The sequence below is a fragment of the Bacillus sp. EB106-06-01-XG163 genome (genome assembly GCF_058791615.1).
This window is the reverse complement of record NZ_JBYTDS010000010.1, coordinates 20,320-45,598: the sequence shown is the minus strand read 5'-3', so window position 1 is coordinate 45,598 and position 25,279 is coordinate 20,320. Positions and strand designations below refer to the sequence as shown.

The following is a 25,279-nucleotide window of genomic DNA, read 5'->3' as shown; positions in this document are numbered from 1 at the left end:
AGATGTTTATATAAGTAAACGACAATATAAAAAAGCCGGCCTTGCACTTTTTGCAAAACCGGCTCGTGTTTATTTTTGGAACAGTTTTTTCGCTTCATCCATTGCTAATTTATTTCCCAGTGCTGAATAATCAAGCCAAGGCTGATCGGCAATTTTATAGACGTGGTTTGCTTTCACGGCCTTCAGCCCTTTCCATACAGCGCTTTTTTGCAATTCTTTATAGGCTTGCTGTGACTTGTCGTCTCTGTTAACGACGACGAAAATCGCATCTGCGTTGTAATCAGGCAGCACTTCTTGAGAAATGACTTCATAAGGGCGGGAGGTGTTCATTTCTTTAATGCCGTCAGCCGGTTTCAGCTTCAGATCGTCAAACAGAATCGGTCCCATCGGACGGCGTGTGCTGAAGACGCGAAGCTCTTTTGCGTTCACGCGGATCGCCATGACTTTGGCGTTTTTCCCTAATTCCTTATTCATCATGGATCTGACTTGTTTTGTTTCATCTTCGTAATCTTGAATAAATGTTTTCGCTTCTTTTTCACGGTTGACGATTTTTCCGATATCTTTTAAATGATCGCGCCAAGTGCCTTTATCAAGGTCGAAAACGTGTGTGTTTCCGATTTTCTTGTATTTTGACACATCTTTTCCCGCAAATTCTTTATCAAGATAAATGTTGTCTGGATTCAGCTCAAGTAAAGCTTCCATATCCGGGTCTGAGGCAGGTCCGAGTTTTTTCGTGTCTTTCAGCTGATTTTTCACATGAGGGAGAAAATCTTTTAATTCTCCGCCCACGACGGAACCGGCAGGTGTAACGCCGAGAGCCAGCAGATCATTTGTCAGGTGAATGGACATCGAAGCGATTTTATGATCGCCGGATTTCTTTTTTGACTCCGGCTGTGTTGAATCGGATTGGCAGGCAGCCAATAAGAAAATACACATGAAACTGACGAGCGCAATTATTTTTTTCATGGGAATACTCCTTGTTTTATGATTTGATTTTCATGACGAGATAGAGAAAATACGGCGCGCCGATGGCTGCCGCAACCACGCCGGCCGGAATGGCGTTCGGCTGAAACAAAGACCGGCCGATGGTGTCTGCCGCGACAAGAATGACAAGTCCGATTAATCCCGCAATCGGAATAATATGCTGATGCATGGTGCCGACGAGCCGTCTTGCCAAGTGAGGGGCGGCAAAGCCGATAAAGCCGATTCCCCCGGCCATCGCGACGCTCGCGCAGGACAAGCCGACCGCTATGGCGATCAGCATGATCCTTTTTCTCTGCACGTGTGCTCCGAGCCCCGCGGCTGCCTGGTCACCGAGCATTAAAATATTCAAAGAGCGGGTGTTAAGCCATGCAAGCGGTGCGAGAATGCCGATCCAGGGCAATAGCGACCACACGTGAATCCAATCCCTGCCCCAGACGTTTCCCACCAGCCAGCGGGAAGCGAATGTATAAGTTTCTTCATTCAGGCGCAGCGACATAAACAATGTAACGGCGCTGAAGCCCGCGGAAACGGCGATCCCGACTAACAGCATGCGGATCGTTAAAAAACCGTTCAGCCTGTCGTACGTAAGCACTACGATCAGCAGGGCGGCGAGTGTTCCGCCCGCAAACGTAAACAGCGGGATGAACATCGATGCCTGCGCCTCCAGGGAATGAAAGAACGTGATATACATCATCAAACCGAAGGAAGCGCCGGCATGCAGTCCGAGAATGCCCGGATCGGCAAGCGGATTTCGGGATACACCCTGCAAAATAGCGCCCGACACTCCTAAACCGATGCCGGCCAGCATCGTCACCAGAATCCGGGGAAGCCGGTAATCGAATAAAACGGTTGTGCTTTGAAACGTGCCGTATCCGAACAGCGTTTTTCCCACCGTGAGAGGAGAAAGCCGGAATGAGCCCGTATGCAGCCCGATCAGAATAATGCAAACGGCGATGACCAGCAGAATGAGTCCTGCCGCCGCCGCTTTTTTTGTTTCTTTCTGCACTTTCATTTATAAGTCTCTCCCTTCCTTGCGGGCAATATAAAGAAAGAAAGGGACACCGACAAGTGCGACCATAATGCCTATCGCCAATTCCCTCGGGGGACTGACCGTGCGCGAGGCCAGGTCAGCCAAAATCAATAGAATCGCGCCGAGTAACGCGGACATCGGAATAATCAGCCTGTACGTAACGCCGACGATCTTTCGCGCGATATGGGGGATGACCAGCCCGACGAAGCCGATCGCGCCGGCAGCAGAAACAGACACACCGGCAAGAACGACGGCGATCATTAATCCGGCGGCACGCGTCAGAGCCGTGTTCACCCCTAAATTCGCCGCCACGTCATTTCCCATTGAGAGGAGGGTGACGGACCGGCCCATGAATGTCGCGAGAATGATGAAGACCGCAATCACGGGAACAAGGACTTGTAAATGAGCCCACTTGATCCCTGACACCCCGCCGGCGTACCAGAAGGCCAAATCCTGGCTTAAATCGTAATAAATCGCCACACCGGTACTGAGTGAATGTAAAAGAGCGGCCACGACCGCCCCGGCAAGCGTTACTTTTAAAGGTGTCATGCTGCCTTTTCCCGCCGCACTGATAAAGAAAATCAAGCCGGTGCTTGCCAGTGCTCCCAAAAATGACATCACCATCAGCAGGGCGTATGACAAATGAGGGAAAAAAGCAAAACTGAGCGCAACAACAAACATGGCGCCCGCGTTTACGCCTAAGACACCCGAATCGGCAAGCGGGTTTCTCGTGACACCCTGCATGAGGGCGCCGGCTGCGGCAAAAGCGGCTCCTGTAACGGCCGCCCCGAGCACCCTCGGAAGACGCAATTCATGAATGATCTGCTGGCCCGTTATATTCGGATTGTAATCAGCAACAGCCGACCAAACCGTATGTAAAGTAATGTCTTTCGCACCGAATGAGACGGCGAAAAAAATAGATACAAGCAGCCCGATCACAGCGATCAGGAAGAAAACCCCGTTTTTTAAGATGCTGATCAGACGGTTTGCGGACCTGACAGAATCGCTCAAAAATCAATTCACCTACTTTTATGATCATTGTCCGGTATTTATTGAACATGAGAATCATTTTCATTTGAACCATCATATTATACCGAGCCGATTTTCAAAACGCAATAGAGCGTTCAACAATAATGTCCTTTTTTTCTCTCATGTTTATATTGTAAAAAAGAAGTGAAAAACGTGAAAGAGGAAATCGCTATATTCAGAAAGGAGGGAGGCAAATGGCGGGAGAACGAAAGCCTTTGCCGATTGAATTTTACCAGAGACCGTCAGTGGAGCTTGCCCCTTTATTGCTCGGCTGTCTTTTGGTGAAAGAGACGGATGAGGGAACGGCTTCAGGTTTTATCGTGGAAACGGAAGCTTATATGGGAGCGGAAGACCGGGCGGCGCACAGCTTCGGCAACCGGCGCACGAAACGGACGGAAATTATGTTCCATGAGGCGGGCCGCATTTATACATACGTCATGCACACTCATACATTAATGAACGTCGTCGCCGCGGACATCGGCATTCCGCAGGCCGTGTTAATCAGGGCGGCGGAGCCTCATGAAGGACAGTTCCTGATGGAGAGCAGGAGACCGGGCAGACCCCCGAGAGAGTGGACAAACGGCCCGGGAAAACTGACGAAGGCGATGGGCATTTCAATGAACGACTACGGCGGCATGATCACGGAACCGCCGCTGTATATTACGGAGGGCTTTACGCCTGAGCATATATCAACAGGCCCGAGAATCGGGATTGACAACAGCGGAGAAGCCCGGGATTATCCGTGGCGCTATTGGGTGACAGGGAACCGGTATGTCTCACGCTGACCATGTTTATAAACGCTGATAACAGGGGAAAGACAAGGTAAAAGAAAGGGGATTCAGACATTGAAAAAATTTTTCAAAACGATTATCAAATGGGCGCCCGTCATCTATCCGATCATCAGAAAAATCATAAAAGAACGGAAGGCATCTAAGCGGAACCGCATGTCCGCATCCCGAACAGCCGGCTGATCCGGCTGTTTTTTTACGGGCTTGGCATCGGATTGCCGCATTGACTTGAAATCCTCCCCATTATAGAATTTACATACATTTACCCCTTCCTCATTCTTTTTGCCCATTTTTCACGTCTGCATCTGATCTGATAGGAGGTTTTTCTCATGCTTCATGGGCGGCTTCGTGAACTTCTGCGCTTGCTTTTAGCTGCTGAAACACCGGTTACAAGCTCAGTCATCGCTGCAAATGTAAAGGTAACGACGCGGACGGTCCGCAATGACATAAAGGAACTGCAAACCATTGTAGAAAAACACGGCGCATCCATTCAATCTGTCAGAGGGAGCGGCTATAAGCTGCTGATCCGGAATGAACAGCCGTTTAAAAACTGGCTTCAGGACAATTTCCAGCAGAACAGCACCGTGCCGATTTTTCCCGATGAACGGATAGATTACCTTATGAAAAGAATGCTTCTGGCCGACGGCTACCTCAAGCTGGATGACTTGGCGGAAGAACTGTTCATCAGTAAATCCACACTTCAATCTGATTTAAAAGAAGTCAAAAAACGGCTCCGCCCCTATGACATCATTTTGGAAACAAGGCCGAACTACGGCTTTAAGCTGCGCGGCGAAGAGCTCCGCCTCCGTTATTGTATGGCGGAATACTTAGTGGACGACCGCGAGCCTGAGCCTGATCTCCTGAGTGAAAAGGCCGGTATTCTGCCGAAAGACGACATTCATGTGATCCGCACAGCCATTATGAAGCAGGTTCGAAACCATAAGATCCCGCTTTCTTTCTTCGGCCTGAACAATCTCATCATCCATATCGCCATTGCCTGCAAACGAATCCGGACAGAAAACTATGTATCTCTCATTCCGGAAGATCTTCATGATATTAAGCTTGAAACAGAATATCAGTCAGCGGAAGCCATCGTAAAAGAGCTTGAATCGGCGCTTTCGGTCACCTTTCCCGAACAGGAAACCGCCTATATCGCCATTCACCTGCTCGGGACAAAGCGCATGACCCAGTCACAACTGGAAGGAAAAGAGCTTACAAGGCTGATAGACGGGGAAACCAGCCGTTTGACGGAGGCCATGATCGAAGCCATTGAGCGGGAGCTGAAGCTCGGAATCACGGACGACAATGAGCTGAAAGCGGGTCTTGCGCTCCACATCAAGCCGGCGATTAACCGAAACCGGTACGGAATGAACCTGAGAAACCCGATGCTCTCCGCCATAAAGGAAAATTATCCGCTCGCATTTGAAGCGGGAGTGATTGCGGGAATCGTGATCAAGGAGCAAACCGGCATTGATATTCATGAGAATGAGATCGGATATTTGGCGCTTCATTTCGGAGCCGCCATCGAAAGGAGAAAGACGGAACGGCCGCCTAAGCGCTGTCTGATTGTCTGTGCGTCCGGCGCCGGCAGCGCACAGCTTTTAAGAGAAAAGCTCCGTTCCCGGTTCGCAAAGCGTCTTGAAATCGTCGGAACGGCTGATTACTGCAGCCTTGACCAGCTTTCCTTTGAGTCGATTGATTTTGTGGTCAGCACAGTGCCGATCAAAAAAGACCTGCCCGTTCCCGTATTAAAGGTTCATACGCTGTTGGGCGGCGGGGATTTTACAAAAATCGACGCCATGCTGGAAGAAAAGCGGGAACAATTGAACTTTCTGAAACCGGAGCTGGTATTTTTGCAGCAGGATCTGGAGACGAAGGAGGACGTCATCCGTTTTCTCGGACAGCAGGTTGCAGAAGCCGGCCTCGCTTCTGATTCTCTGACCGATTCTATTTTTGAAAGGGAAACGATTTCTCCTACGAGTTTCGGCAATCTTACGGCGATTCCGCACCCGCTCGTTCCGCAGACAGACACGACGTTTTGGGCGGTATGCACGCTGAAGAAGCCGATTGACTGGGCGGATAAGCGTGTCCAATTTGTCTGCCTGCTCTGCGTCGAGAAAGAAAGCAAAGCCGACCTCCAGCATATGTACAAATGGCTCGGCGGCATGTTAGATGATCCGGCCGCGGTAAGCCGTCTCTTAAAATGCACAACCTATCAGGAGGTTTTACGAGTATTCAGAGACAAACGATCAGAGAAAGACCGGGATACACCTTTTTTCCGTTAACAGCGGAAAAAGCCTGAGTAGTTATGAAAGCGATTTCATAATATGATGGTACTAACATCGAGACATACAAAATATCAAACTTTCAGGAGGTCTTTTACATGAATATATTACTCGTTTGTGCAGCAGGGATGTCAACAAGCTTACTCGTCACCAAGATGGAAAAAAGCGCGCAGGAACAAGGAAAAGAATATAAAATCTGGGCGGTGTCAGGCGATTCAGTCAACCAGCATATTGATAAAGCGGACGTATTGCTGCTTGGGCCTCAAGTCCGTTATTTGCTTCCGCAGCTGAAAAAATTGGGTGAATCAAAAGGAGTGCCGGTTGAAGTCATCAATACCGTCCATTACGGCACATGCAACGGAGCGGAGGTTCTGAAATCAGCGGAACAGCTCGGAAACGCATCGTAGAAAGGGGCGGGCCGTGTGAATAAGGTGAACCAGTTTTTAGAAGAGAAAGTCATGCCCATTGCCGGAAAAATTGCCTCCCAGCGGCATCTGCAAGCATTGCGTGACGGGATCATCCTCACCATGCCGCTTATTATCATCGGTTCATTTTTTCTGATCATCGGCAACCTGCCGATTCCGGGATATGCGGATTTCATGGCAAAGACGTTCGGAAGCGCCTGGTCTCAAAAACTGCAATATCCGGTTGATGCGACCTTTGAAATCATGGGTCTTGTCGCCGCTTTCGGAATCGCCTACCGCCTGGCCGAAAAATACGGGGTGGATGCATTATCGGCCGGTGCGATATCTTTGGCGGCGTTTCTCTTGGCAACGCCGTACAAAGTTCCGTTTCTGCCTTCCGGCGCCAAAGAGGAAATCATGGTCGGCGGCGGCATCCCGCTGTCTCTCATGGGAAGCAAAGGGCTGTTTGTCGCGATGATCATCGCCATGCTGTCGACGGAAATTTACCGCCTGATCATCCAGCGGAATTTCGTCTTCAAAATGCCGGACGGCGTGCCTCCGGCGGTCAGCAAATCATTTGTCGCTTTAATTCCCGGCTTTGCCGTCATCTTTCTGATCTGGGGCGCGCGTTTAATTGTCGAAGCGACGCCGTTTGAAAGCCTTCATAATATTGTAAGCGTTGTACTGGGGACGCCGCTCTCGATTCTTGGGGGAAGTCTCGGCGGAAGCTTGATAGCCGAAGCGGTTCAAATGCTCTTGTGGGCGTGCGGATTACACGGGGCGAACATAGTCGGCGGCGTCATGGCGCCGATCTGGTTCGGAGCGATGGATGCCAACCGGATTGCGTTTCAGGCGGGCGATGTGCTTCCGAATATTTTCACCCAGCAGTTTTTTGAAATCTGGATCAACATCGGCGGAAGCGGCGCGACACTGGCGCTCGTGGTCACCATGTTTCTCCGTTCGCGAAGCAAGCAGATGAAGCAGCTTGGGAAACTCGCCATCGGGCCGGCCGTCTTTAATATTAATGAGCCGATTATTTTCGGAATGCCGATCGTCATGAACCCGATGCTTCTCATTCCGTTCATTATCACACCGCTTGTCACACTGGTCCTTACCTATATCGGCATGAGCACTGGCCTCGTCGCCAAACCTGCCGGCATTGCCGTCCCATGGACGATGCCGCCGATTTTCTCCGGCTATCTTGCCACGGGCGGAAAAATATCAGGGGCTGTCATGCAGGCGATTAATATCATCACAGCCTTTATCGTGTACTATCCGTTCTTCAGAATGTGGGATTCGCAAAAGCTGAAAGAAGAAAACGAACTTGAACAATCGCAGGCGCCAGCCGTACAGGGAGACGAAAAAGCCGTGCTGTAGAGAAAGGGAGTGAAACACATGAATGAAAAAATGGAACAGACCATTTTTCAGATCATCCTGCATGGCGGCAACGGCAGAAGCGCATCAATGGAAGCCATTGCCGCCGCAAAGCGGGGGGACAGAGCCATGGCGGAAGAAAAGCTTCAGGAAGCCGCAAAGGAACTGACCGAAGCCCATCATTATCAGACAGAACTGATCCAAAATGAAGCCGGCGGAGAAAAAACAGACATGACGCTTTTGATGGTGCATGCGCAAGATCATTTAATGAATGCCATGACCGTGAAAGACTTGGCCGCTGAGTTAGTCGAGATTTACGAAAAAGTGAGTCTGCAAGGGGGAGCAAAAATATGACAAAAGGAATTAAAATTGTAACGATCGGCGGAGGTTCAAGCTATACACCGGAGCTTGTGGAAGGCATCATTAAACGCTATGAGGAACTGCCTGTCAGAGAATTATGGCTCGTCGACATTCCCGAAGGCGAGAAAAAACTCAATATTGTCGGCACGCTTGCAAAACGCATGGTCGAAAAAGCGGGTGTTCCGATAGAGATTCACCTGACGCTTGACCGGAGAGAAGCTTTGAAGGATGCGGATTTCGTAACGACTCAATTCCGCGTCGGCCTTCTTGAGGCCCGCGCCAAAGACGAACGGATTCCGCTAAAATACGGTGTAATCGGCCAGGAGACAAACGGTCCGGGCGGTTTATTCAAAGGGCTGCGCACCATCCCGATTATTCTGGAAATCGCGAAAGACATCGAAGAGCTTTGTCCGAATGCATGGCTCGTGAATTTCACAAACCCTGCCGGCATGGTTACCGAGGCCTTGCTCCGCTACTCGAATCTCACAAAAGTCGTCGGCCTCTGCAATGTGCCGATCGGCATTAAAATGGGCGTCGCAAAAGCATTGGACGTGGATGTCAGCCGGATCGAAGTGCAATTTGCCGGGCTGAATCATATGGTCTTCGGATTAGATGTTTTCTTAGACGGCGTCAGCGTGAAAGATCAAGTCATTGAAGCCATGGGAGACCCGGAAAACGCCATGACGATGAAAAATATTTCAGGGGCGGAATGGGAGCCTGAATTCCTTAAGGCGCTCGATCTGATTCCTTGCGGCTACCACCGCTATTATTTCAAAACGAAAGAAATGCTCGAGCATGAAATAGAAGCGTCACAGACGGAGGGCACACGCGCTGAGGTCGTACAGAAGGTTGAGAAAGAACTGTTCGAACTGTACAAAGATCCGAATCTCGCCATTAAACCGCCGCAGCTTGAAAAACGGGGCGGAGCGTACTACAGTGACGCGGCCTGCAACCTGATCAGCTCCATCTATAACGACAAACATGATATCCAGCCCGTCAATACGATAAACAACGGCGCGATCGCCAGCATTCCGAATGACTCAGCGGTCGAAGTGAACTGTGTCATGACGAAAGACGGTCCGAAACCGATCGCCGTCGGTGATCTGCCGGTGTCTGTCCGCGGACTCGTCCAGCAAATCAAATCATTTGAGCGCGTCGCCGCTGAAGCAGCCGTCACGGGAGATTATCAAACGGCGCTACTTGCGATGACGATCAACCCTCTCGTCCCGTCAGACTCCGTGGCAAAGGCCATTCTGGATGAAATGCTTGAGGCCCACAAAGAACATCTGCCTCATTTCTTTAAGTCGATTGAAGCATAAGAGCAGTAAAAAAACCCGGATTCGCTTCCGGGTTTTTTGCTTATTTTGTTTCGCTTAGTGAGGCGACTTCCGTCGTCCAGCCGAACACGTCGGCTTCCGCGCCTTTTTGAATGCCTGTAATGGTATCATACAATTTCTTCGAGATCTCTCCGGTTTCACCGCTGCCGATGACAAGACTTTCATCATTCCAGATCAGTTCGCCGACCGGAGAAATGACCGCCGCCGTACCGGTTCCGAATGTTTCTTCCAATCGGCCGTCACGATGCGCCTGGATGATTTCATCGATCGAAATCTTCCGCTCAGACACAGTCAGTCCCCAATGTTTGAGAAGGGTGATGACGGAATTTCTCGTAATTCCTTCAAGAATGCTTCCGTTCAGCTCCGGCGTCACGATTTCGCCGCTGATTTTGAAGAAGATGTTCATGCTGCCGACTTCTTCGATGTATTTTTTCTCAATGCCGTCAAGCCATAAAACCTGGGAAAATCCCTTCTCTTCCGCAACCTGCTGCGCCTTCAGGCTTGATGCATAGTTGCCGGCGGTTTTCGCGTTTCCGGTGCCGCCTTTGACGGCGCGCACGAATTCGTTTTCCACGGCGATTTTTACCGGTTTAATGCCTTCTTTGTAATAAGAGCCGACCGGGGAAAGAATGATAAACAGCTTGTACGTATGGGATGCCGCTACACCGAGGAAAGGCTCAGTCGCAATGATAAACGGACGGATATAAAGGGAAGTGCCTTCCGCTTTCGGAATCCAGTCTTTGTCGATGGCTACGAGCTGTTTCAGGCCTTCAAGAACAAGCTCTTCATCAATGAGCGGGATGCAAAGGCGGTCATTTGACTGGTTCAGGCGCTCCATATTTTTCTCCGGTCTGAACAGAAGCACTTCCTGATCCTTCGTTACATACGCTTTAAGCCCTTCAAAAACGGTTTGGCCGTAATGATAAACCATGGCCGCAGGATCCATTGAGATGGACTGATAAGGGATAATTCTCGGATCATACCAGCCTTGATCGGCGTCGTAATCCATAACAAACATATGGTCGGTGAAAATTCTGCCGAACGCAAGGTCATGGGGGTCCGGTTTCGGTTTTTTGGCTGAAGTCAATTCAACACGAATGTCTTGTTTCATATTGTTCTGTCTCCCTATTGGTGTTATTGTCAAACTTATTTGAAAATAATTTATATTCTATTGTATACCTTCAACAAATATTCGCAATAGTTTTCCTCAAATTTGTGAAAAAATCAAATCACATAAAAAGCAGGGGAGAGAATGCCCCCTGCGTGTTCGTTTTTACGTATTCTGTCATCACCGTGCTCAGTGAACCGTCACCTTGCCGGTTTTGTAAAACTGCTCCATTGCTTTATCGACGTACACCCAGCCCTTCCAGGCGATATGGATGGTGTCTTTCATAAAGTACGGATCATATTCGTGCCCGGATAAGTCGGCAACCTGAAAGCCCTTCGCTTTAATTTGCTTAGTGACTTTTTTGTAGTAATCAGTCCGGCCTTTTTTCGGGAAGCCGGTGTAGTCATACCATTTTCCGTTGACCGGAATAACCACGAACATCGGTTCAGCGCCGGCATCTTTCAGAATGTCCAGCATATCCTCAAAGTCGTGATATTCGACTGATTTGGCGTATGTTCTTCCTTTGTTGATTCCTTTCACTCTCTTTACTTTCTTCTTAATCTTTTTATAAGAAGCGTCATCGATATAGAAAGGATTGGACTTGGAGCTCCGTTCTCCTAATTGAGCGGCGGCTGTTTTTAACTCTGACCACGATTTCCCTTTCAGGTTTTCAGAGATCGTCCGTTCAGGGCCCTTGGTTTCTCCCATTGAATAATAAAGATCTTTTTTCTCAAGCAGAGAATAATAAGCTTTGGCAGCCGGCATGACCGCTTTCACTTTCCATGATTGTCCGTTGACCATTCCCTTGTACAATTCAGAAAGGACGGCATCATGCTGAACGACTTTAAAACGGAGCATGCGCTTCATCATGTTCTTTTTGACCGCGGGATCAATCTGGTTATTAAATGCTAAATCCAATGCCTGAAGTGATGAAAAATTCGGCGCAAAGTGCTGTTCATCAGAACCTTTTTTGATAAACCATTGCGGAGAAACAATGAATACCAGTTTTTTGCCCTTCAGCTGCTGATAATGCGCCGCAAAGTTCACGGCGTGTATCAAGGATTGGTCCCCGCCTTTTCCGACTAGATAAGGCGTAAAGCCTTGGTTGTTCACTTGGAAATAGTTGGACGGGTGAAACTCATCCAGTCTTGAAAGCTCGGAAGAACCGAAAATCGGCAGATACTTCGAGTCTTCGAACATTTTGTTTTGCAGATAGAGCCCCTGGAACATATTCGGATTTAAGGCTGCCGCCGACTCTTCGACACGTTTTTCAGGAATGAAGCGCGTAAGCCATGAAGCCGGAACTGCGATAGTTCCGACAAACAGGACGAACGCTAAAATAATTGGTCCAAAGAAACGCTTTTTCATTTACTTCAACTCAGTCAGTTTGTTTACAATGTTGTTTGGCGTATTCCACTCGTCACGGTCAAATTCAGTGATCGGCACTGTAATGCCGAAGCGGTTTTCGATGGCGACAAGCAGCTCTACAGTTCCGAAAGAATCAAGCAGTCCTTCTTCAAAGATTTCAATATCAGGATTTTCTTTTACAGCGTCCTCCTGACAAACTTCAGCTAATACGTCTAATACTTCCTGTTTAAATTCCATGTGTTTTCAATCTCCTTTAGTGATGAAATGGTTTTCCTGAGAAAATATAAAATCCGAAACATACGAAATGGAATGTGATGACGATGGCTAAAAAGGCCGTAAAACGATTGGCGGGCAGCCATTTGTATTTCTTATTCCATTTCTCAAAAAAGTTATACCCGGTCATTAATACGGCGTGGTACAGGCCGTATACAATATATTGCAGGGCGAGTCCGTGCCAGACGCCCATCAGCATGAACAGCAGGAAATACCCGATGTTCGAGACGGCCATCCGGTTCTTTATCCATTTTTTCTTTGTCATCCAGAAAACAAAGCGCATAAATACGTAGTCTCTGAACCAGAAGGATAAGGACATGTGCCAGCGGTTCCAGAAGTCTTTAATGTTTTTGCTGATAAACGGCTTATTAAAGTTTTCCGGAGATTTGATACCCATGATATAGCTTACACCGACGGCAAACATCGTGTAACCCGCAAAATCAAAAAACAAGTACAAGCTGTATCCGTACATGTACAGCACATTACCCCACAGTTTGCTGTGGGTGATATGAGACAGATTCATAATGAAATACGTGTTAATCGCATATCCGATAATGAATTTGTATAAGAAACCGATAAAAATTTTATGAATGCCGGTATACAGTAAATCAGCGTATTCTCCCTTTGTCCATACTTTCTGTTCGTCCTTGGCAAATCTGCGGTATCTGTCGATCGGACCGGAAGAAATGGTCGGGAAAAACATAATAAAGTACAAAAGGCGGTGAAGCGGCATTTTTTCTTTAATCAGTCCGTCTCTCGTTTCCATGATCAGCTGGACGCCTTTAAATGTCAAATAAGAAATTCCTAAGAAACTGATCAGGTTATGAACCGGGTGATGAGGCGCCGGCGGAAAGAAAAACGGCCATAATTTAGATAAAAACAGGGGTAAAATGGACGCGATCACGGCCATACTGAAGACAAAGCCGCTGTTGGCTTTCAGTCTGTAAGCGAGATAACCCCTGATTAAAAGCACCTGCCACAGCGTAAAGATACATAGTGCGATCACGCCGTGCAGATCATGCGCGAAAATCAAAGCCAATACGATGATGGATATAAACATGTTGTATCCTTGGAATCTCTTGCCGTTCAGCCCTAAAATAATCGTCGGCAAAAGAAGGATTCCAAGTAAGATAAAGAAGAAAAACGAGCTGTAAGGCGTCATACAAGAACCTCTTCGCCAATGCGTTTACGGTCGATTTTTCCGTTCGCAGTCATTTGAATGTGATCCTGATAAATGAATTTTCTCGGAATCATGTAGGCCGGAAGCGAAGCGGCCAGTTCTTTCTTAATGGCGCTTGTCAGCTGGAATTCTTTTTCAAAATCATGTTTTTCAGGCACGATGGCGGCAATTAGATATTCGACAGGTCCGTTAGGCTGATACGGGATGACAACCGCCGTGCGCACATATTGAGACTGCCTTACATGTACTTCGATTTCCTCCAGCTCCATGCGGTAGCCGTGAAGCTTAATCTGGAAATCAAGGCGTCCTTGGCAGAAAATCTGACCATCCTGAACATAACCGGCATCACCCGTGTGATATGCCCACTGGCCGTCGATCGGGAAAAACGCTTTTTCCGTCAGAGAAGGTTCTCCGAGATAGCCTTTGCTTACGCTCGGGCCCGCGATGATGATTTCCCCTTTTTCTCCGTCCGGAAGCTTATTCCCGTTTTCATCCATGATGAAGATATCCATATCGGGTTTTGCAAAACCGACGGGCAGGGATTCATTTTCATCGATGATCTGCTGCGTAATTTCAACGGAGGTGACGGCAACCGTTGTTTCAGTCGGGCCGTATGTATTGAATACGCGGGCCTTCGGAAAACGGTTTAACAGCTCCTGTGCCACGGCAGCCGGAAGCGCTTCTCCGCAAAACATAAATACTTCTGCCTCAGGCAGGAGCTCCTGCGTAAAGCCGGGGTCCATCAGACACATTTGGACGAAAGACGGCGTCGATGTCCAGACGTTCAGTTTGGATTTCTCCAGCTCTTCAAATAGTACTTTCGGTTTATTGATTTTGTCTTTCGTTACGCAGTGCAGCGTACCTCCCGTTTGAAGCGACGGGAAAATGTCCATGACAGATAAATCAAAAGAAAACGGAGCTTGGTTTAAGAAAGTCTTACCCCTGCCCACAGGAAAATCCCTGCAGATCCAGTCAGTGAAGCTTTGCAGGTTATCAGCCGATATCTGCACGCCCTTCGGATTTCCCGTGCTGCCGGACGTGTAAATAATGTAAAATGTATCTAGCTCTTTTACCCAGTTCTCACGGCTGAGGTCTGCATCTCCGTCAGCTGCAAGCTCTTCGGGCGTAACGGTTTTAATCAGATTGCTTCCCGTATCGACTGCATCGCCCGATACGCTGATAAGCAGCTCTGCGCCTGAGCTTTCAATGATTTTGACGATCCGCTCCGCCGGAATGGAAACATCGACAGGGATGTAAGGGCGGCCCGCTTTGACGCATCCTAAGAAAGAAACGATCATATTCGGCTCCATATGTCCGTAAACCAGGACAGGCGCTTTCGAACCGTCAGCTGTATGTTTTTGAATGCCGGACGCAACCCGCTCCGACAAATCCCATAATTCCCCGTAAGTGAGGGAATGATCTAAGGAACGAAACGCTTCGGCCTGCGGCTTGGCGTCTGCGTATGTTTTTATAGCATCAAGTAGTTTCATAGTTATCCTCCCCGATTAGAAATCGTTGTAAATATAAGTGCCGGTATTCGCTGTATGAAATCCATACATCCAAAAGAGCAATACTAATATCAGAAAATAAAAGCCCGTATGAAACGTCCATTTGATCAATGTATTTTCATAAGCACGTTTTAATTTTTGCATCATATTCAAAATTCCTTCCCCGCGTATTCAATAATTACACCAGTATATGACGATTAGATTAACAAAAAGTTTCAAAATATGTCTAATATCCTAAGCTTAAAATTTCCTTAAAAATGAATGAGAAACAAAAGGATGGAAAACACGCATGTATAAATTGGCAAATGATCATACTAAAAAGGCGCTGTTCAGGCGGGATTTTTAACTTATCGTAAATATAAACGAGGTAAAAAAATTTTGGCGGCTTTTTCTTAAGCAGGCTTGTGCCGAACCCCAATGGAGAAGGGCGAAAAGCCGTTTCCGGCAGGATAGCCGATAAAGCGCCGCATCTTGTGAAATGAGGAAGAAATTATTATGATAGATAAGGTAGCAGAAAACGTGAAAACCCCAATTCAACACTACTGTTATCGGCTGACTGTGAAAGCCTTTTAATAGAAAGGAAGAGGAAAATGAATCAAAACAATATGGGGGGCAGCCAAAAGACGCCCGAGAAAGAAAGCATGGGCCGCATTTTGTGGCAGCTAACCCGCCCTCATACATTGACGGCATCGTTTGTGCCCGTACTTCTCGGCACCGTATTGGCGATGTTTTACGTAAAGGTTGATTTCCTGCTGTTTTTGGCCATGCTGTTTTCCTGCCTTTGGATCCAGATCGCCACGAACTTATTCAATGAATATTACGATTTTAAACGCGGTTTAGATACGGAGGATTCCGTCGGTATCGGCGGAGCGATCGTCCGCCACGGCATGAAGCCGAAAACAATTCTGCAGCTGGCGCTCGGCTCTTATGCGATTGCCCTCGTGCTCGGTGTTTATATCTGCATGAGCAGCAGCTGGTGGCTTGCGGCTATCGGCCTTGCCGGCATGCTGATCGGCTATCTGTATACGGGCGGCCCGCTGCCGATTGCGTATACACCGTTCGGGGAACTGTTCTCCGGCATTTGCATGGGCTCTGTATTTGTCCTTATTTCTTTCTTCATTCAGACAGGCAGAATTAATGAACAGAGCATTTTGATTTCCATCCCGATCGCCATCTTGGTCGGAGCCATTAATCTGTCCAACAATATCCGTGATATTGAGGAAGATAAAAAGGGCGGACGTAAAACCCTGGCCATTTTGATGGGGCATAGAGGGGCCGTTATGATACTGGCCGCATCTTTTGCCATCGCTTACATCTGGATCATCGGTCTTGTCATCATGGGTTACACAAGCCCGTGGCTGTTCCTGGTCTTCCTGAGCGTGCCGAAACCCGTTCAGGCCGTGAAAGGCTTTGTGAAAAACGAAATGCCGATGAACATGATTATTGCGATGAAATCAACGGCGCAAACCAATACATTTTTCGGATTCCTGCTTTCCATCGGACTCCTGATCAGTTATTTCCGCTGATTAAATGAAAGGGCAAATGCCATAACCGGCATTTGCTTTTTTTTATGACATAATCTTCACGATATTGTAAAGAACCTGACCGCGGACTGACACGTCTCATATATGGACAGCAAAGCAAGGAGATGAAAAAAATGGACTTGTCAACAGCCCATATGGATGATTTGAAAACGGTCATGGAAGATTGGAAAAATGAATTATTAGTTTATAAATTCGCTTTAGATGAGCTGGATACGAAGTTTTCTATCATCAGCCAGGAATATAATCTGATTCACGGGCATAACCCGATCGAGCATACAAAATCACGCGTGAAAAGTTTTGAGAGTATCGTCAATAAACTGATGCGCAAAGGCTGCGATGTGACGACGCAGGAAATGAAAGAGCATATTCATGATATTGCGGGTGTCAGGATTATCTGTTCTTTTATTTCCGATATTTATAATGTCGCTGAGGTTTTGAAGCAGCATAAGGACCTGAAGATCGTAAAGGTGAAGGATTATATCAAACATCCGAAGCCGAACGGCTACCGCAGCCTGCATTTGATTATTGAAATTCCCGTTTATTTGACGAATCGTGTGGAATATGTGAAGGCGGAAATTCAAATCCGCACCATTGCCATGGATTTTTGGGCGAGTCTTGAACATAAAATTTATTACAAATTAAATAACGAAGTCCCAAAGCATCTGACCGACGAGCTGAAGGAAGCAGCGGACATTGCCCATTATTTAGACGAAAAGATGCTTGGGATTAAGAAAGAAGTCGATTAAACAATTGATGCATCACAACCAGCCGGACCGCTTTTATGTGCAGTCCGGCTGGTTGTTTTTATGTTTACGTGTTTTCGCTTTCCTGCGCGATATATTCTGACGATGATTCAGGCTGAAATCCTGATTGAATTTGAACAGAGAATGCAAAAGATATCAAATCGCAAACAGCACATTCCCGCAGAAAAAATGTGTAAGATCGAGGTTTACTTTTTTTAAAAAGGGAAAGACATTTGTACAACAAAAAGGGAGATGAATATCAGTGGGAAAGAATGAAACAATGCATATCGTATCATGTGCCGATGATCATTATGCTCGTCATTTGGGTGGGATGTTCGCTTCTTTATTGATGAATATGGATAAAACAAGGGATGCGAAATTATATGTGATCGACGGCGGAATTACTGCCGAAAACAAGGACAAGCTTGAACAGACCGCGATGTCATTCGGGACGCCGCTTGAATTTTTAGAAGTAGACGCTGATCAATACAAGCATGCAGTCGAAAGCAGCCACATTACAAAAGCGGCTTATTACCGCATTTCCATCCCTGATTTAATTAAGGATGAGTCCGTAAAGCGGATGATTTACATTGATTGCGATGCAATTGTGATGGAAGATATTTCGGTTTTATGGGACTTGGATATTTCCCCGGCAATAGTTGCGGCGGTAGAAGACGCGGGACAGCATGAAAGGCTGAAAAAAATGAATATCAGCGACACTGCCAAGTATTTTAATTCCGGTATTATGATTATAGATTTCGAACCTTGGAGAAAACAAAATATTTCCGAAAAGGTGATTGATTTTATTAACGAAAACAGCTCGGAGGATTTTCTCGTGTTTCATGATCAGGACGCGCTTAACGCGATCTTATATGATCAATGGCATGAACTGCATCCGCGCTGGAATGCGCAGACGCATATTATCATGAACGAGAAAACGCCTCCTGAACTGATCGACCGTATACGTTACAGAGAAACACGTGCCGAACCGGCCATCGTCCATTTCTGCGGCAGCGACAAGCCTTGGAATACAGGCACCTCGCACCCGTATCGTGATCATTATTTCCGATATATGTCCTTTACGAAATGGAACACGATCGACCGCCCGGCCATGAACCAATAGGCAGGTGTGATGAAACGCTTGTGAAGCCGTTATCCGGCTCATAAGCGTTTTTTTATTATTTCATCCGAATCGCACGCACGCGTTTTTGCAGGCTGGTCTTTTCGGCAGACGGCTTCAATCGGCTGACTGCCGTTTGCGCCGCTGATTTTGCTTTTTTCGTCTTTGTTTTTTCAGCCGTTTTTACTTTGTCTCTAGCCTGCTGCCGGTTGAGTTTATCTTTTATCCGGTCAAGCCGTTTTTCCAGAGCGGTTTTTTCTTTTCCCGGCTGGATTTCGCTGACTGCTTTTTGGGCTTTTGCGGTGCTGGCCTCAGAGGTCTTTTTTTCCGCCTGCTTGACGCTGGCCTCAGCTGTTTTCAAAAGGCTTGAGTTGACAGCGTTCAGCCGCTTTTGCAGCCCTTTTTTCTCTGAACCGGCCGGTAATTTGCGGATGGCGCTTTGTGCGGCATTGACGGCGGTTTTTTTCTTTTGTTTTTCGGCAGTCCGGACTTTGTCTCTTGCGTCCGTCACATTTCTTGCCGTCTGAACTTTATTGATCCGGGACTCGAGAGCGGTTTTTCCCTTTGACTTGGACAGCTTGCTGACGGCCGTTTTTGCTTGATTGATATCTGCCTGTTTTTTCGTCTTTTCCGCTTTTATTACGGTCCGTTCGGCATAGCTCTTTTGCTTTACATGATATTGCACCAGGCCGTACCCGAATCGGCTGTCACGTCCGGGAGCGCCCAGATCTTTGACGTTTTGCTGCATCTGCTGCCGGAGCTGTGTATTTGTTTCCTCGGGATATTTCTGCCTGAGCAGCGCGAACATGCCGGTGACGTGGGGCGCGGCTTGAGATGTGCCGTCAGCCGTGGCGTACATTTGATTTAGATACGTGCTCGTAATATTGGTGCCGGGTGCGGCAAACTCAATTTGTTTTCCGGTCGTGGAAAAAGCCGCGAGCCCGTTTTTTTCAGTTGACGCTGAGACTGCCGTTACGCTGCTGTAGGCGCCCGGATAATTGACGGGTTTTTTGTTGCCGTCGTTTCCTGCGGCGGCTACGATCACGATTCCTTTTTTGTATGCTTTGTCTACGGCGTCGTGAAGAATTTTGCTGTCTGCGTTAGTTCCGAGGCTCATATTGATGATGTCCATTTTATTGGCGATCGACCAGTCGATCGCTTTAAGAAGGCTTTTAAGATCCCCTGCACCCTTTCTGTCTAATGCCTTAACCGCATATAACCGGACATCCGGCGCGATGCCGTCAATGCCGTATCCGTCATGTTTGGCCGCAATGATTCCGGCGACATGCGTCCCGTGTCCGTTGTCATCTTTGTATGAAGAAGTATAGCTGACTGCGGAATAGCCTCCCGCAATGGACAGATCATCATGAGGATAAATGCCGCTGTCAATGACAGCCACTTTCACCTTTTTTCCCGTCAAGCCTTCTTTCCACGCCTGCTTGACCTGAGTCGGTTCTATATCCCATTGCGGCAGCGCGTAACTGCTGCTTTGGGCCGCTGATAACGGGCGGATATCAGAACCGCCTGCTGCCTGAAAGGATACATTGTCTTCTACATATAAGATGTCAGGGTCCTGTTTCAGGTCTTTCACCGTTTGTGAATCGGCTGACACGGCGACTGCCGGGAGATGCTGATAGGTCTGTTCCACATCCGCTCCGCTGTCTATGGCGGATTCCTTGCCGTTTTGATTTTTGTACACCACGATAACGTCCCGGTCGTGCGTCTCGGCGTGCGCGGGCGCCGCGGCGGAGAACAGGCCGGCGCACAAGGCCGCGGCCATTATCGGTTTCAGGGTGTGATACATTGCAATTCCCCCTTTTTCTTTATATATCGGCAGTGCGGAATTCTTTTTTTCCTGAGGGATAAGGAAAATTTCTGTATGCAAATGTAAGCGTTTCCAAAATATGATGGAGAAAATGCTTTAAGACATCTGCGCAATGAACTCAAAAAGGGGGTTTTTGATAAATGAGTACGTTCAATCGGGTCATGGAAGAAAAAATCATGCCTGTCGCCGGAAAAGTCGCCGGCCAAAGGCACTTAAGAGCTTTGCGGGACGGCATTATTTTGACTATGCCGCTTATCATCATCGGATCGGTTTTTCTGATTCTGACGAGTCTTCCGATTCCCGGTTATGCCGATTTTATGGCTGGTCTTTTCGGTGAAAATTGGGTTGAAAAGCTCGGGTATCCCGTGAATGCGTCCTTTGACATTATGGCGCTTGTCGCCGCCTTTGGGATTGCCTACCGGCTTGCGGAAAGCTATGAGGTGGATGCCCTGTCGTCGGGAGCCATTGCCCTTGCCGCCTTTTTATTGGCGACGCCGTATCAGATTCCGTTTATTCCTGACGGCTCGGCAACAGAGATTATGGTGGGAGGCGGCATTCCGATTTCGCTGCTCGGAAGCAAAGGTCTGTTTGTCGCGATGATCATTGCAATGCTGTCTACGGAAGTGTACCGGTTTATCATACAAAGAAATATCGTCATTAAAATGCCTGACGGAGTGCCGCCTGCGGTCAGCAAATCGTTTGTTGCGCTCATCCCCGGTTTCATTATTATTACGCTTGTATGGCTGGCCCGTCTGTTTATTGAAATAACTCCTTTTAAAAGCCTCCACAATGTCGTAGGCGATCTGCTGGGCACCCCGCTGTCTATTCTGGGCGGGAGTCTCGGCGGAAGTCTTATCGCCGAATTCGTGCAAATGCTGCTTTGGTCGTGCGGCATACACGGCGCGTCCATTATCGGCGGCGTCATGTCGCCGATCTGGTATGGGGCGATGGATGCCAACCGTTTGGCTTTTCAGGCGGGAGAAGCGCTGCCGAGCATTTTTACGACACAGTTCTTTCAAATATGGATTAATGTCGGCGGAAGCGGAGCGACGCTTGCCCTTGTGCTGACCATGCTTGTGCGCTCCAGAAGCAAACAGATGAAACAGCTCGGCCGTCTCGGCATCGGGCCCGCGATTTTTAACATTAACGAACCGATTATTTTCGGGATGCCGCTCGTCATGAATCCGCTGTTAATCGTGCCCTTTATCATTGCGCCGCTCTTGACCATTACGGCGACGTACATCGGGATGAGCACGGGGATGGTGGCAAAACCGGCGGGAATCGCCGTGCCGTGGACGATGCCGCCGCTGATTTCCGGTTATTTGGCGACGGGCGGGAAAATCTCCGGTTCGGTCATGCAGCTGATCAATCTCCTGATTACATTTATCATCTATTATCCGTTTTTCCGAATTTGGGATCTTCAAAAATGGAGAGAGGAACGGGCGGCGGAACAAAACGTCACTGAAGAAACATAAAAAAACGGGCGCTTTCGCCCGTTTTTTTAACGCTGGAAAAATTCGATCCATTCGCCGTCAGGTCCTTCAATGTAAAAGTAGCGGTACCCGTTCGGAAGCGTCGTGATTTCTTCATCAATAAATACGGCGCCCTGACGCTTCGCATGCGTGAACTCCGACGCGATATCTTCTGTCAATAAAGCGACATGATGCACTTTTCCTTCTGCGGGAAGCTCGCTGCTGTAGCCCTGGATCAGCTCAATTTCTGTCTCCGGCCCTTCCTGAAAGCCGAGAAAGGCAAGTTCAATAATGCCGTTCGTATGAGTGATACGATCCTTTAACTGCATACCGAGAACGTCTTGATAAAAGGCGATGGATGTTTCAATATCTTTGACCATAATGCCTGTATGGTCGATTCTTTTGGCTGTCATGGTTTTCCCCCTGTTTTGAATTTTTCGGGACAATGCGGTGTTGATCATGTTTTATGGTACGATAAGAGAAAGCAAAACGAAAGAGGAATGCACAATGAAGCTACTTACAGTGAAAGATACATTTGCCGGAAAGCTGAAAAAAGGATTCCCCCTGATTGAAAAAGACGCTCTGTCCGGAAGCTCGGCTCATTTAACAGAGGGCGATCTTTTTGATGTGACATCCGAGAAGGGTGAGTTTATCGGAAAAGGCTATTACGGTTTGCAGAATAAAGGAGTCGGCTGGGTGCTGTCCCGCGAGAGAGATGAACGGATCGACGGACGTTTCTTTCTGGACAAGCTGAAAAAAGCGGCTGAAGCAAGAGCCCATCTGTTTAAGGCGCCCGATACGACGGCGTTCCGGCTGTTCAACGGTGAGGGCGACGGCATCGGCGGCGTCACGATTGACTTTTATGACGGTTATCTGCTGATTCAATGGTACAGTAAAGGCATTTACGCTTATAAGGACAGCATGATTGAGGCGATTGACGGACTGGAGCTTTCTCATAAAGCGATCTACGAAAAGAAACGATTCGATACGGCCGGGCAATACGTGGAAGACGACGATTTTGTCAAAGGCGAAAGAGGAGATTTTCCGGTCATTGTTCAAGAAAACGGCATCCGATACGCGGTGGATCTAAACGACGGGGCGATGACGGGCATTTTCTTAGACCAGCGTCATGTGCGCAAAGCGATTCGGGACAAGTATGCAAACGGCAGACGGGTGCTGAATACGTTCTCTTATACGGGGGCATTTTCCGTTGCGGCGGCGCTTGGCGGAGCTGATAAAACGACCAGCGTCGATGTCGCCAACCGCAGTCTCGCAAAAACGATTGAACAGTTCAGCGCCAACGGAATTGATTATGAGGCGCATGACATTAAAGTCATGGATGTTTTCAAATACTTCGGCTATGCGGAGAAAAAAGGGCTGGAGTTTGACCTCATCATCCTTGATCCGCCTTCTTTCGCCCGCACAAAAAAACGGACGTTCAGCGCGGCGAAAGATTATAAAAATCTGCTGAAGGAAACGATCGCCATCACCGCAAAAAACGGCATCATCGTCGCTTCGACAAACAGCAGCGCCTTCAATATGAAGAAATTTAAAGGCTTTATAGAGACCGCCTTTAAAGAAACAAATGAGCGTTACGACATTTTGGAAGAATACACGCTTCCGGAAGATTTCAAAACGATTCCCGCGTTTAAAGAAGGGAACTATTTGAAGGTTGTTTTCTTGCGGAAAAAATAGAATGACCATTTATAGCGTGGAAAGAGGGGAAAAGAAAACCCTCTTTCATCGCGTTAATACGGGATAAAATAATCTTCATATCTTAAAGAAACAACCCGCTATTACTTAGTATCTCATCTGTGCTAAGTAAAGTGGCCTCACTAATCCCCACATTGTTGGCTTTCATGAAGGATTGCACCGCTTGGTAGCCAACCGCATAACCTGCAAACGGTGATAAGCCGACAGGCTGATAACCTTGTTCGGCTGCAAAGGTGTCGCCAAACATGTAACTGCTGACCTCAGCAAATCCTTTCACATTTAATGAGTCTTTGATGATTTCTTTTGAGTATTCTAAGTCTTCTTTTTCAAAAGAAGTAACCCAGGGACCTAACAGAGCTTCTCCGTAAAGTTCTTTGGCAAACGATTCTGCCAATCCCTCTATAATTAAGTAATCACCAACCGTTACGTTCCCATAATCCCAATTGAAATACGAAAAACGAATATTATGATGGAATTCATGTGCGATTACAGCAGGCAGTCTCGGTATGTTATATGAATTGGGGAATATTGAAACTTGAATAAATCCCGGAATTCCTCCGAATCCACAATACCCTCTATGTAACTCAAGCTTTTTTTGATTGGCCAAATACATCCCAAACCTTATTTCATCAGCATTTATTTTTAAGTGGTTTTGCTGGATAAATTCTACACAATGAGTTAAAGTGCCATATGCAATTTGAAGAGCTTGAATTTCTTTTAGATTCTCTAATGCTTTTCTTCCGGTTTCCGTATCAAATATGCTCAGATAGCCCAGCATATTTGCAGCCATGATTACATCATATCCGTTAGGCTGCTTTGCCTTTAAGGGAACATTAATCTTTTTCCACATATCTTCAAAAGGTTTCATCATTGAATACCGATAATAGTCTTCTCTATTTTCAATCATTGAAAATAACGTTTCGTATTGCCCAATTGTATCCTCGATAATGATTTTAATGGGTACCACCCTTTTTTTGATGATCTATATAAATTGTAATGGCATCACTCATGAGCTTCGCCAACCCTTCACCATACTGATCGATGTTCTTAGTGAAGCGTTTATCTTCAATATAGAGTTGACCTAATCCGTAAAAGGCATCAAAAGAATATTCACCAAAATTTTCATTGAGAAAATCAAACCACTCTTTGATAGCTGTTTGTACGTCTGGGGACTTGGGAGATTGGTTAATAAGGAGTGCAAATTTATTGAACATTGCAGTCCACTTATCAGATAAATCTTTTTGCTCACCATCAGTCATGTTTTTCAATCTAATATTTACCTTATCGACAGGTTGATCACCCCACCGTTTGCGAGCTTCTTGTTCATAAAGATTATGATTGAAGTTCATTCCCTCAAACCGCTCTTTGTTCGTCATGCAAATCTCTCCCATCATATGTTTGATTGATTTATCGATGGTTTCAATCATCTTATCGACTCTATTCCGTTTCTCAATCAACATTTTCTTTTGTAAAATTAATGCCTCCCTTCGGTTAAATGAAGGACTATTAATGATTTCTTTAATCTCTTTTAAGGAGAAATCGAGCTCCTTGAAAAATAGTATCTGCTGCAGCTGTTCAAGATTCTCTTCAGAATAAAGCCGATAACCGGAATCTGTCGTTTCCTGAGGAGTCAATAATCCAATTTGATCGTAATGATGGAGAGTACGTATGCTTACTCCAATCAGTTCAGCTACTTCTTTTACTTTCATACCCATCACGTTTGCCGCCTCCTTAATGGCTACTCTAAAGTATTACGCAACGTAAGAGTCAATAGTTAGTTAAAGATTTTTTGTATATAAAGGGAGAACATATGAGGATTTCATTGCTGAAATTA

The 25,279-nt window shown here is 47.1% G+C and carries 25 protein-coding genes; 12 read left to right on the top strand and 13 right to left on the bottom strand.

Going from position 1 to position 25,279, the window contains the following annotated elements:
- Positions 1–69: 69 nt before the first annotated feature.
- Genes AC3WTF_RS12925 through AC3WTF_RS12915 form a run of 3 tightly spaced genes read right to left on the bottom strand, consistent with a single transcriptional unit; the run spans position 70 to position 2,995 of the window.
- Positions 70–966 (bottom strand): ABC transporter substrate-binding protein, encoded by an 897-nt coding sequence (locus tag AC3WTF_RS12925; RefSeq protein ID WP_007407746.1) that lies wholly within the window; start codon positions 964–966, stop codon positions 70–72.
- Positions 967–982: 16 nt separating this feature from the next.
- On the bottom strand, positions 983–1,996 hold the full coding sequence (locus tag AC3WTF_RS12920; protein WP_042635601.1) for a FecCD family ABC transporter permease: 1,014 nt from the start codon (positions 1,994–1,996) through the stop codon (positions 983–985).
- Positions 1,997–2,995: a FecCD family ABC transporter permease gene (locus tag AC3WTF_RS12915; RefSeq protein ID WP_042635747.1), complete on the bottom strand. Its 999-nt coding sequence runs from the start codon at positions 2,993–2,995 to the stop codon at positions 1,997–1,999.
- Between the two features lie 242 nt (positions 2,996–3,237).
- Between AC3WTF_RS12915 and AC3WTF_RS12910 the strand changes: the two genes are divergently transcribed.
- The 7 genes from AC3WTF_RS12910 to licH all read left to right on the top strand — a co-directional run bounded on the left by AC3WTF_RS12910 (position 3,238) and on the right by licH (position 9,573).
- Positions 3,238–3,828, top strand: a complete 591-nt coding sequence (locus AC3WTF_RS12910; RefSeq protein ID WP_007407743.1) for a DNA-3-methyladenine glycosylase — start codon at positions 3,238–3,240, stop codon at positions 3,826–3,828.
- A 51-nt stretch (positions 3,829–3,879) separates the two neighbouring features.
- A complete protein-coding gene (locus AC3WTF_RS12905) occupies positions 3,880–4,014 on the top strand; it encodes a small protein YxzF (RefSeq protein ID WP_369719122.1) in 135 nt (44 codons plus the stop codon).
- Positions 4,015–4,160: 146 nt separating this feature from the next.
- Positions 4,161–6,116, top strand: a complete 1,956-nt coding sequence (gene licR / locus AC3WTF_RS12900) for a transcriptional regulator LicR (protein WP_032867838.1) — start codon at positions 4,161–4,163, stop codon at positions 6,114–6,116.
- A 98-nt stretch (positions 6,117–6,214) separates the two neighbouring features.
- Positions 6,215–6,523, top strand: coding sequence for a PTS lichenan transporter subunit IIB (gene licB, locus AC3WTF_RS12895; protein WP_003150863.1), 309 nt, complete (start codon positions 6,215–6,217; stop codon positions 6,521–6,523).
- 15 nt (positions 6,524–6,538) lie between these two features.
- A complete protein-coding gene (gene celB / locus AC3WTF_RS12890) occupies positions 6,539–7,897 on the top strand; it encodes a PTS cellobiose transporter subunit IIC (RefSeq protein ID WP_492314270.1) in 1,359 nt (452 codons plus the stop codon).
- Positions 7,898–7,915: 18 nt separating this feature from the next.
- Entirely contained in the window at positions 7,916–8,248 is a 333-nt protein-coding gene (gene licA / locus AC3WTF_RS12885; protein WP_007407739.1) for a PTS lichenan transporter subunit IIA, read from the top strand.
- On the top strand, positions 8,245–9,573 hold the full coding sequence (gene licH, locus AC3WTF_RS12880) for a 6-phospho-beta-glucosidase LicH (RefSeq protein ID WP_047936296.1): 1,329 nt from the start codon (positions 8,245–8,247) through the stop codon (positions 9,571–9,573). The genes licA and licH overlap by 4 nt, the downstream gene beginning before the upstream one ends.
- A gap of 40 nt (positions 9,574–9,613) precedes the next feature.
- Here licH and AC3WTF_RS12875 read toward each other — a convergent pair whose 3' ends face one another.
- The 6 genes from AC3WTF_RS12875 to AC3WTF_RS12850 form a co-directional block, all read right to left on the bottom strand.
- Entirely contained in the window at positions 9,614–10,702 is a 1,089-nt protein-coding gene (locus AC3WTF_RS12875) for a branched-chain amino acid aminotransferase (RefSeq protein WP_020958024.1), read from the bottom strand.
- A gap of 186 nt (positions 10,703–10,888) precedes the next feature.
- Positions 10,889–12,067: a D-alanyl-lipoteichoic acid biosynthesis protein DltD gene (gene dltD / locus AC3WTF_RS12870; RefSeq protein ID WP_492314269.1), complete on the bottom strand. Its 1,179-nt coding sequence runs from the start codon at positions 12,065–12,067 to the stop codon at positions 10,889–10,891.
- A complete protein-coding gene (dltC, locus tag AC3WTF_RS12865; protein WP_003150875.1) occupies positions 12,068–12,304 on the bottom strand; it encodes a D-alanine--poly(phosphoribitol) ligase subunit 2 in 237 nt (78 codons plus the stop codon).
- A gap of 16 nt (positions 12,305–12,320) precedes the next feature.
- On the bottom strand, positions 12,321–13,502 hold the full coding sequence (dltB, locus tag AC3WTF_RS12860; protein WP_012118762.1) for a D-alanyl-lipoteichoic acid biosynthesis protein DltB: 1,182 nt from the start codon (positions 13,500–13,502) through the stop codon (positions 12,321–12,323).
- Positions 13,499–15,010, bottom strand: coding sequence for a D-alanine--poly(phosphoribitol) ligase subunit DltA (gene dltA / locus AC3WTF_RS12855; protein WP_020958023.1), 1,512 nt, complete (start codon positions 15,008–15,010; stop codon positions 13,499–13,501). Before dltA ends, dltB begins: the two co-directional genes overlap by 4 nt.
- A gap of 15 nt (positions 15,011–15,025) precedes the next feature.
- Positions 15,026–15,175, bottom strand: coding sequence for a teichoic acid D-Ala incorporation-associated protein DltX (locus tag AC3WTF_RS12850; RefSeq protein WP_003150882.1), 150 nt, complete (start codon positions 15,173–15,175; stop codon positions 15,026–15,028).
- Positions 15,176–15,618: 443 nt separating this feature from the next.
- On the opposite strand from AC3WTF_RS12850, the gene AC3WTF_RS12845 reads away from it, so the two are divergent.
- The 3 genes from AC3WTF_RS12845 (at position 15,619) to AC3WTF_RS12835 (ending at position 18,438) form a co-directional block, all read left to right on the top strand.
- Entirely contained in the window at positions 15,619–16,554 is a 936-nt protein-coding gene (locus AC3WTF_RS12845; protein WP_007407733.1) for a 1,4-dihydroxy-2-naphthoate polyprenyltransferase, read from the top strand.
- Between the two features lie 131 nt (positions 16,555–16,685).
- Entirely contained in the window at positions 16,686–17,318 is a 633-nt protein-coding gene (gene ywaC / locus AC3WTF_RS12840) for a GTP pyrophosphokinase YwaC (RefSeq protein ID WP_007407732.1), read from the top strand.
- Positions 17,319–17,577: 259 nt separating this feature from the next.
- Positions 17,578–18,438 carry a glycosyltransferase family 8 protein gene (locus AC3WTF_RS12835; protein ID WP_007407730.1) on the top strand — a complete coding sequence of 287 codons (861 nt, stop codon included), beginning with the start codon at positions 17,578–17,580 and terminating at the stop codon, positions 18,436–18,438.
- Between the two features lie 55 nt (positions 18,439–18,493).
- On the opposite strand, the gene AC3WTF_RS12830 is transcribed toward AC3WTF_RS12835, so the two are convergent.
- Positions 18,494–20,239 carry a S8 family peptidase gene (locus tag AC3WTF_RS12830; RefSeq protein WP_047936439.1) on the bottom strand — a complete coding sequence of 582 codons (1,746 nt, stop codon included), beginning with the start codon at positions 20,237–20,239 and terminating at the stop codon, positions 18,494–18,496.
- 161 nt (positions 20,240–20,400) lie between these two features.
- Here AC3WTF_RS12830 and celB (AC3WTF_RS12825) point away from each other — a divergent pair, with 161 nt between their 5' ends.
- Positions 20,401–21,735: a PTS cellobiose transporter subunit IIC gene (gene celB, locus AC3WTF_RS12825; protein WP_007407728.1), complete on the top strand. Its 1,335-nt coding sequence runs from the start codon at positions 20,401–20,403 to the stop codon at positions 21,733–21,735.
- 26 nt (positions 21,736–21,761) lie between these two features.
- On the opposite strand, the gene glxA is transcribed toward celB (AC3WTF_RS12825), so the two are convergent.
- The gene (gene glxA, locus AC3WTF_RS12820; RefSeq protein WP_032867832.1) at positions 21,762–22,145 is read right to left on the bottom strand and encodes a glyoxalase GlxA; all 384 of its coding nucleotides are present in this window, start codon (positions 22,143–22,145) and stop codon (positions 21,762–21,764) included.
- 94 nt (positions 22,146–22,239) lie between these two features.
- Here glxA and AC3WTF_RS12815 point away from each other — a divergent pair, with 94 nt between their 5' ends.
- Positions 22,240–23,427 carry a class I SAM-dependent rRNA methyltransferase gene (locus AC3WTF_RS12815; protein WP_119001964.1) on the top strand — a complete coding sequence of 396 codons (1,188 nt, stop codon included), beginning with the start codon at positions 22,240–22,242 and terminating at the stop codon, positions 23,425–23,427.
- Between the two features lie 82 nt (positions 23,428–23,509).
- Here AC3WTF_RS12815 and AC3WTF_RS12810 read toward each other — a convergent pair whose 3' ends face one another.
- Both AC3WTF_RS12810 and AC3WTF_RS12805 read right to left on the bottom strand, forming a co-directional pair.
- Positions 23,510–24,412 carry a DUF2268 domain-containing putative Zn-dependent protease gene (locus AC3WTF_RS12810; protein ID WP_020958018.1) on the bottom strand — a complete coding sequence of 301 codons (903 nt, stop codon included), beginning with the start codon at positions 24,410–24,412 and terminating at the stop codon, positions 23,510–23,512.
- Positions 24,399–25,160, bottom strand: a complete 762-nt coding sequence (locus AC3WTF_RS12805) for a MerR family transcriptional regulator (protein ID WP_032867925.1) — start codon at positions 25,158–25,160, stop codon at positions 24,399–24,401. The genes AC3WTF_RS12810 and AC3WTF_RS12805 overlap by 14 nt, the downstream gene beginning before the upstream one ends.
- Positions 25,161–25,279: the final 119 nt, after the last annotated feature.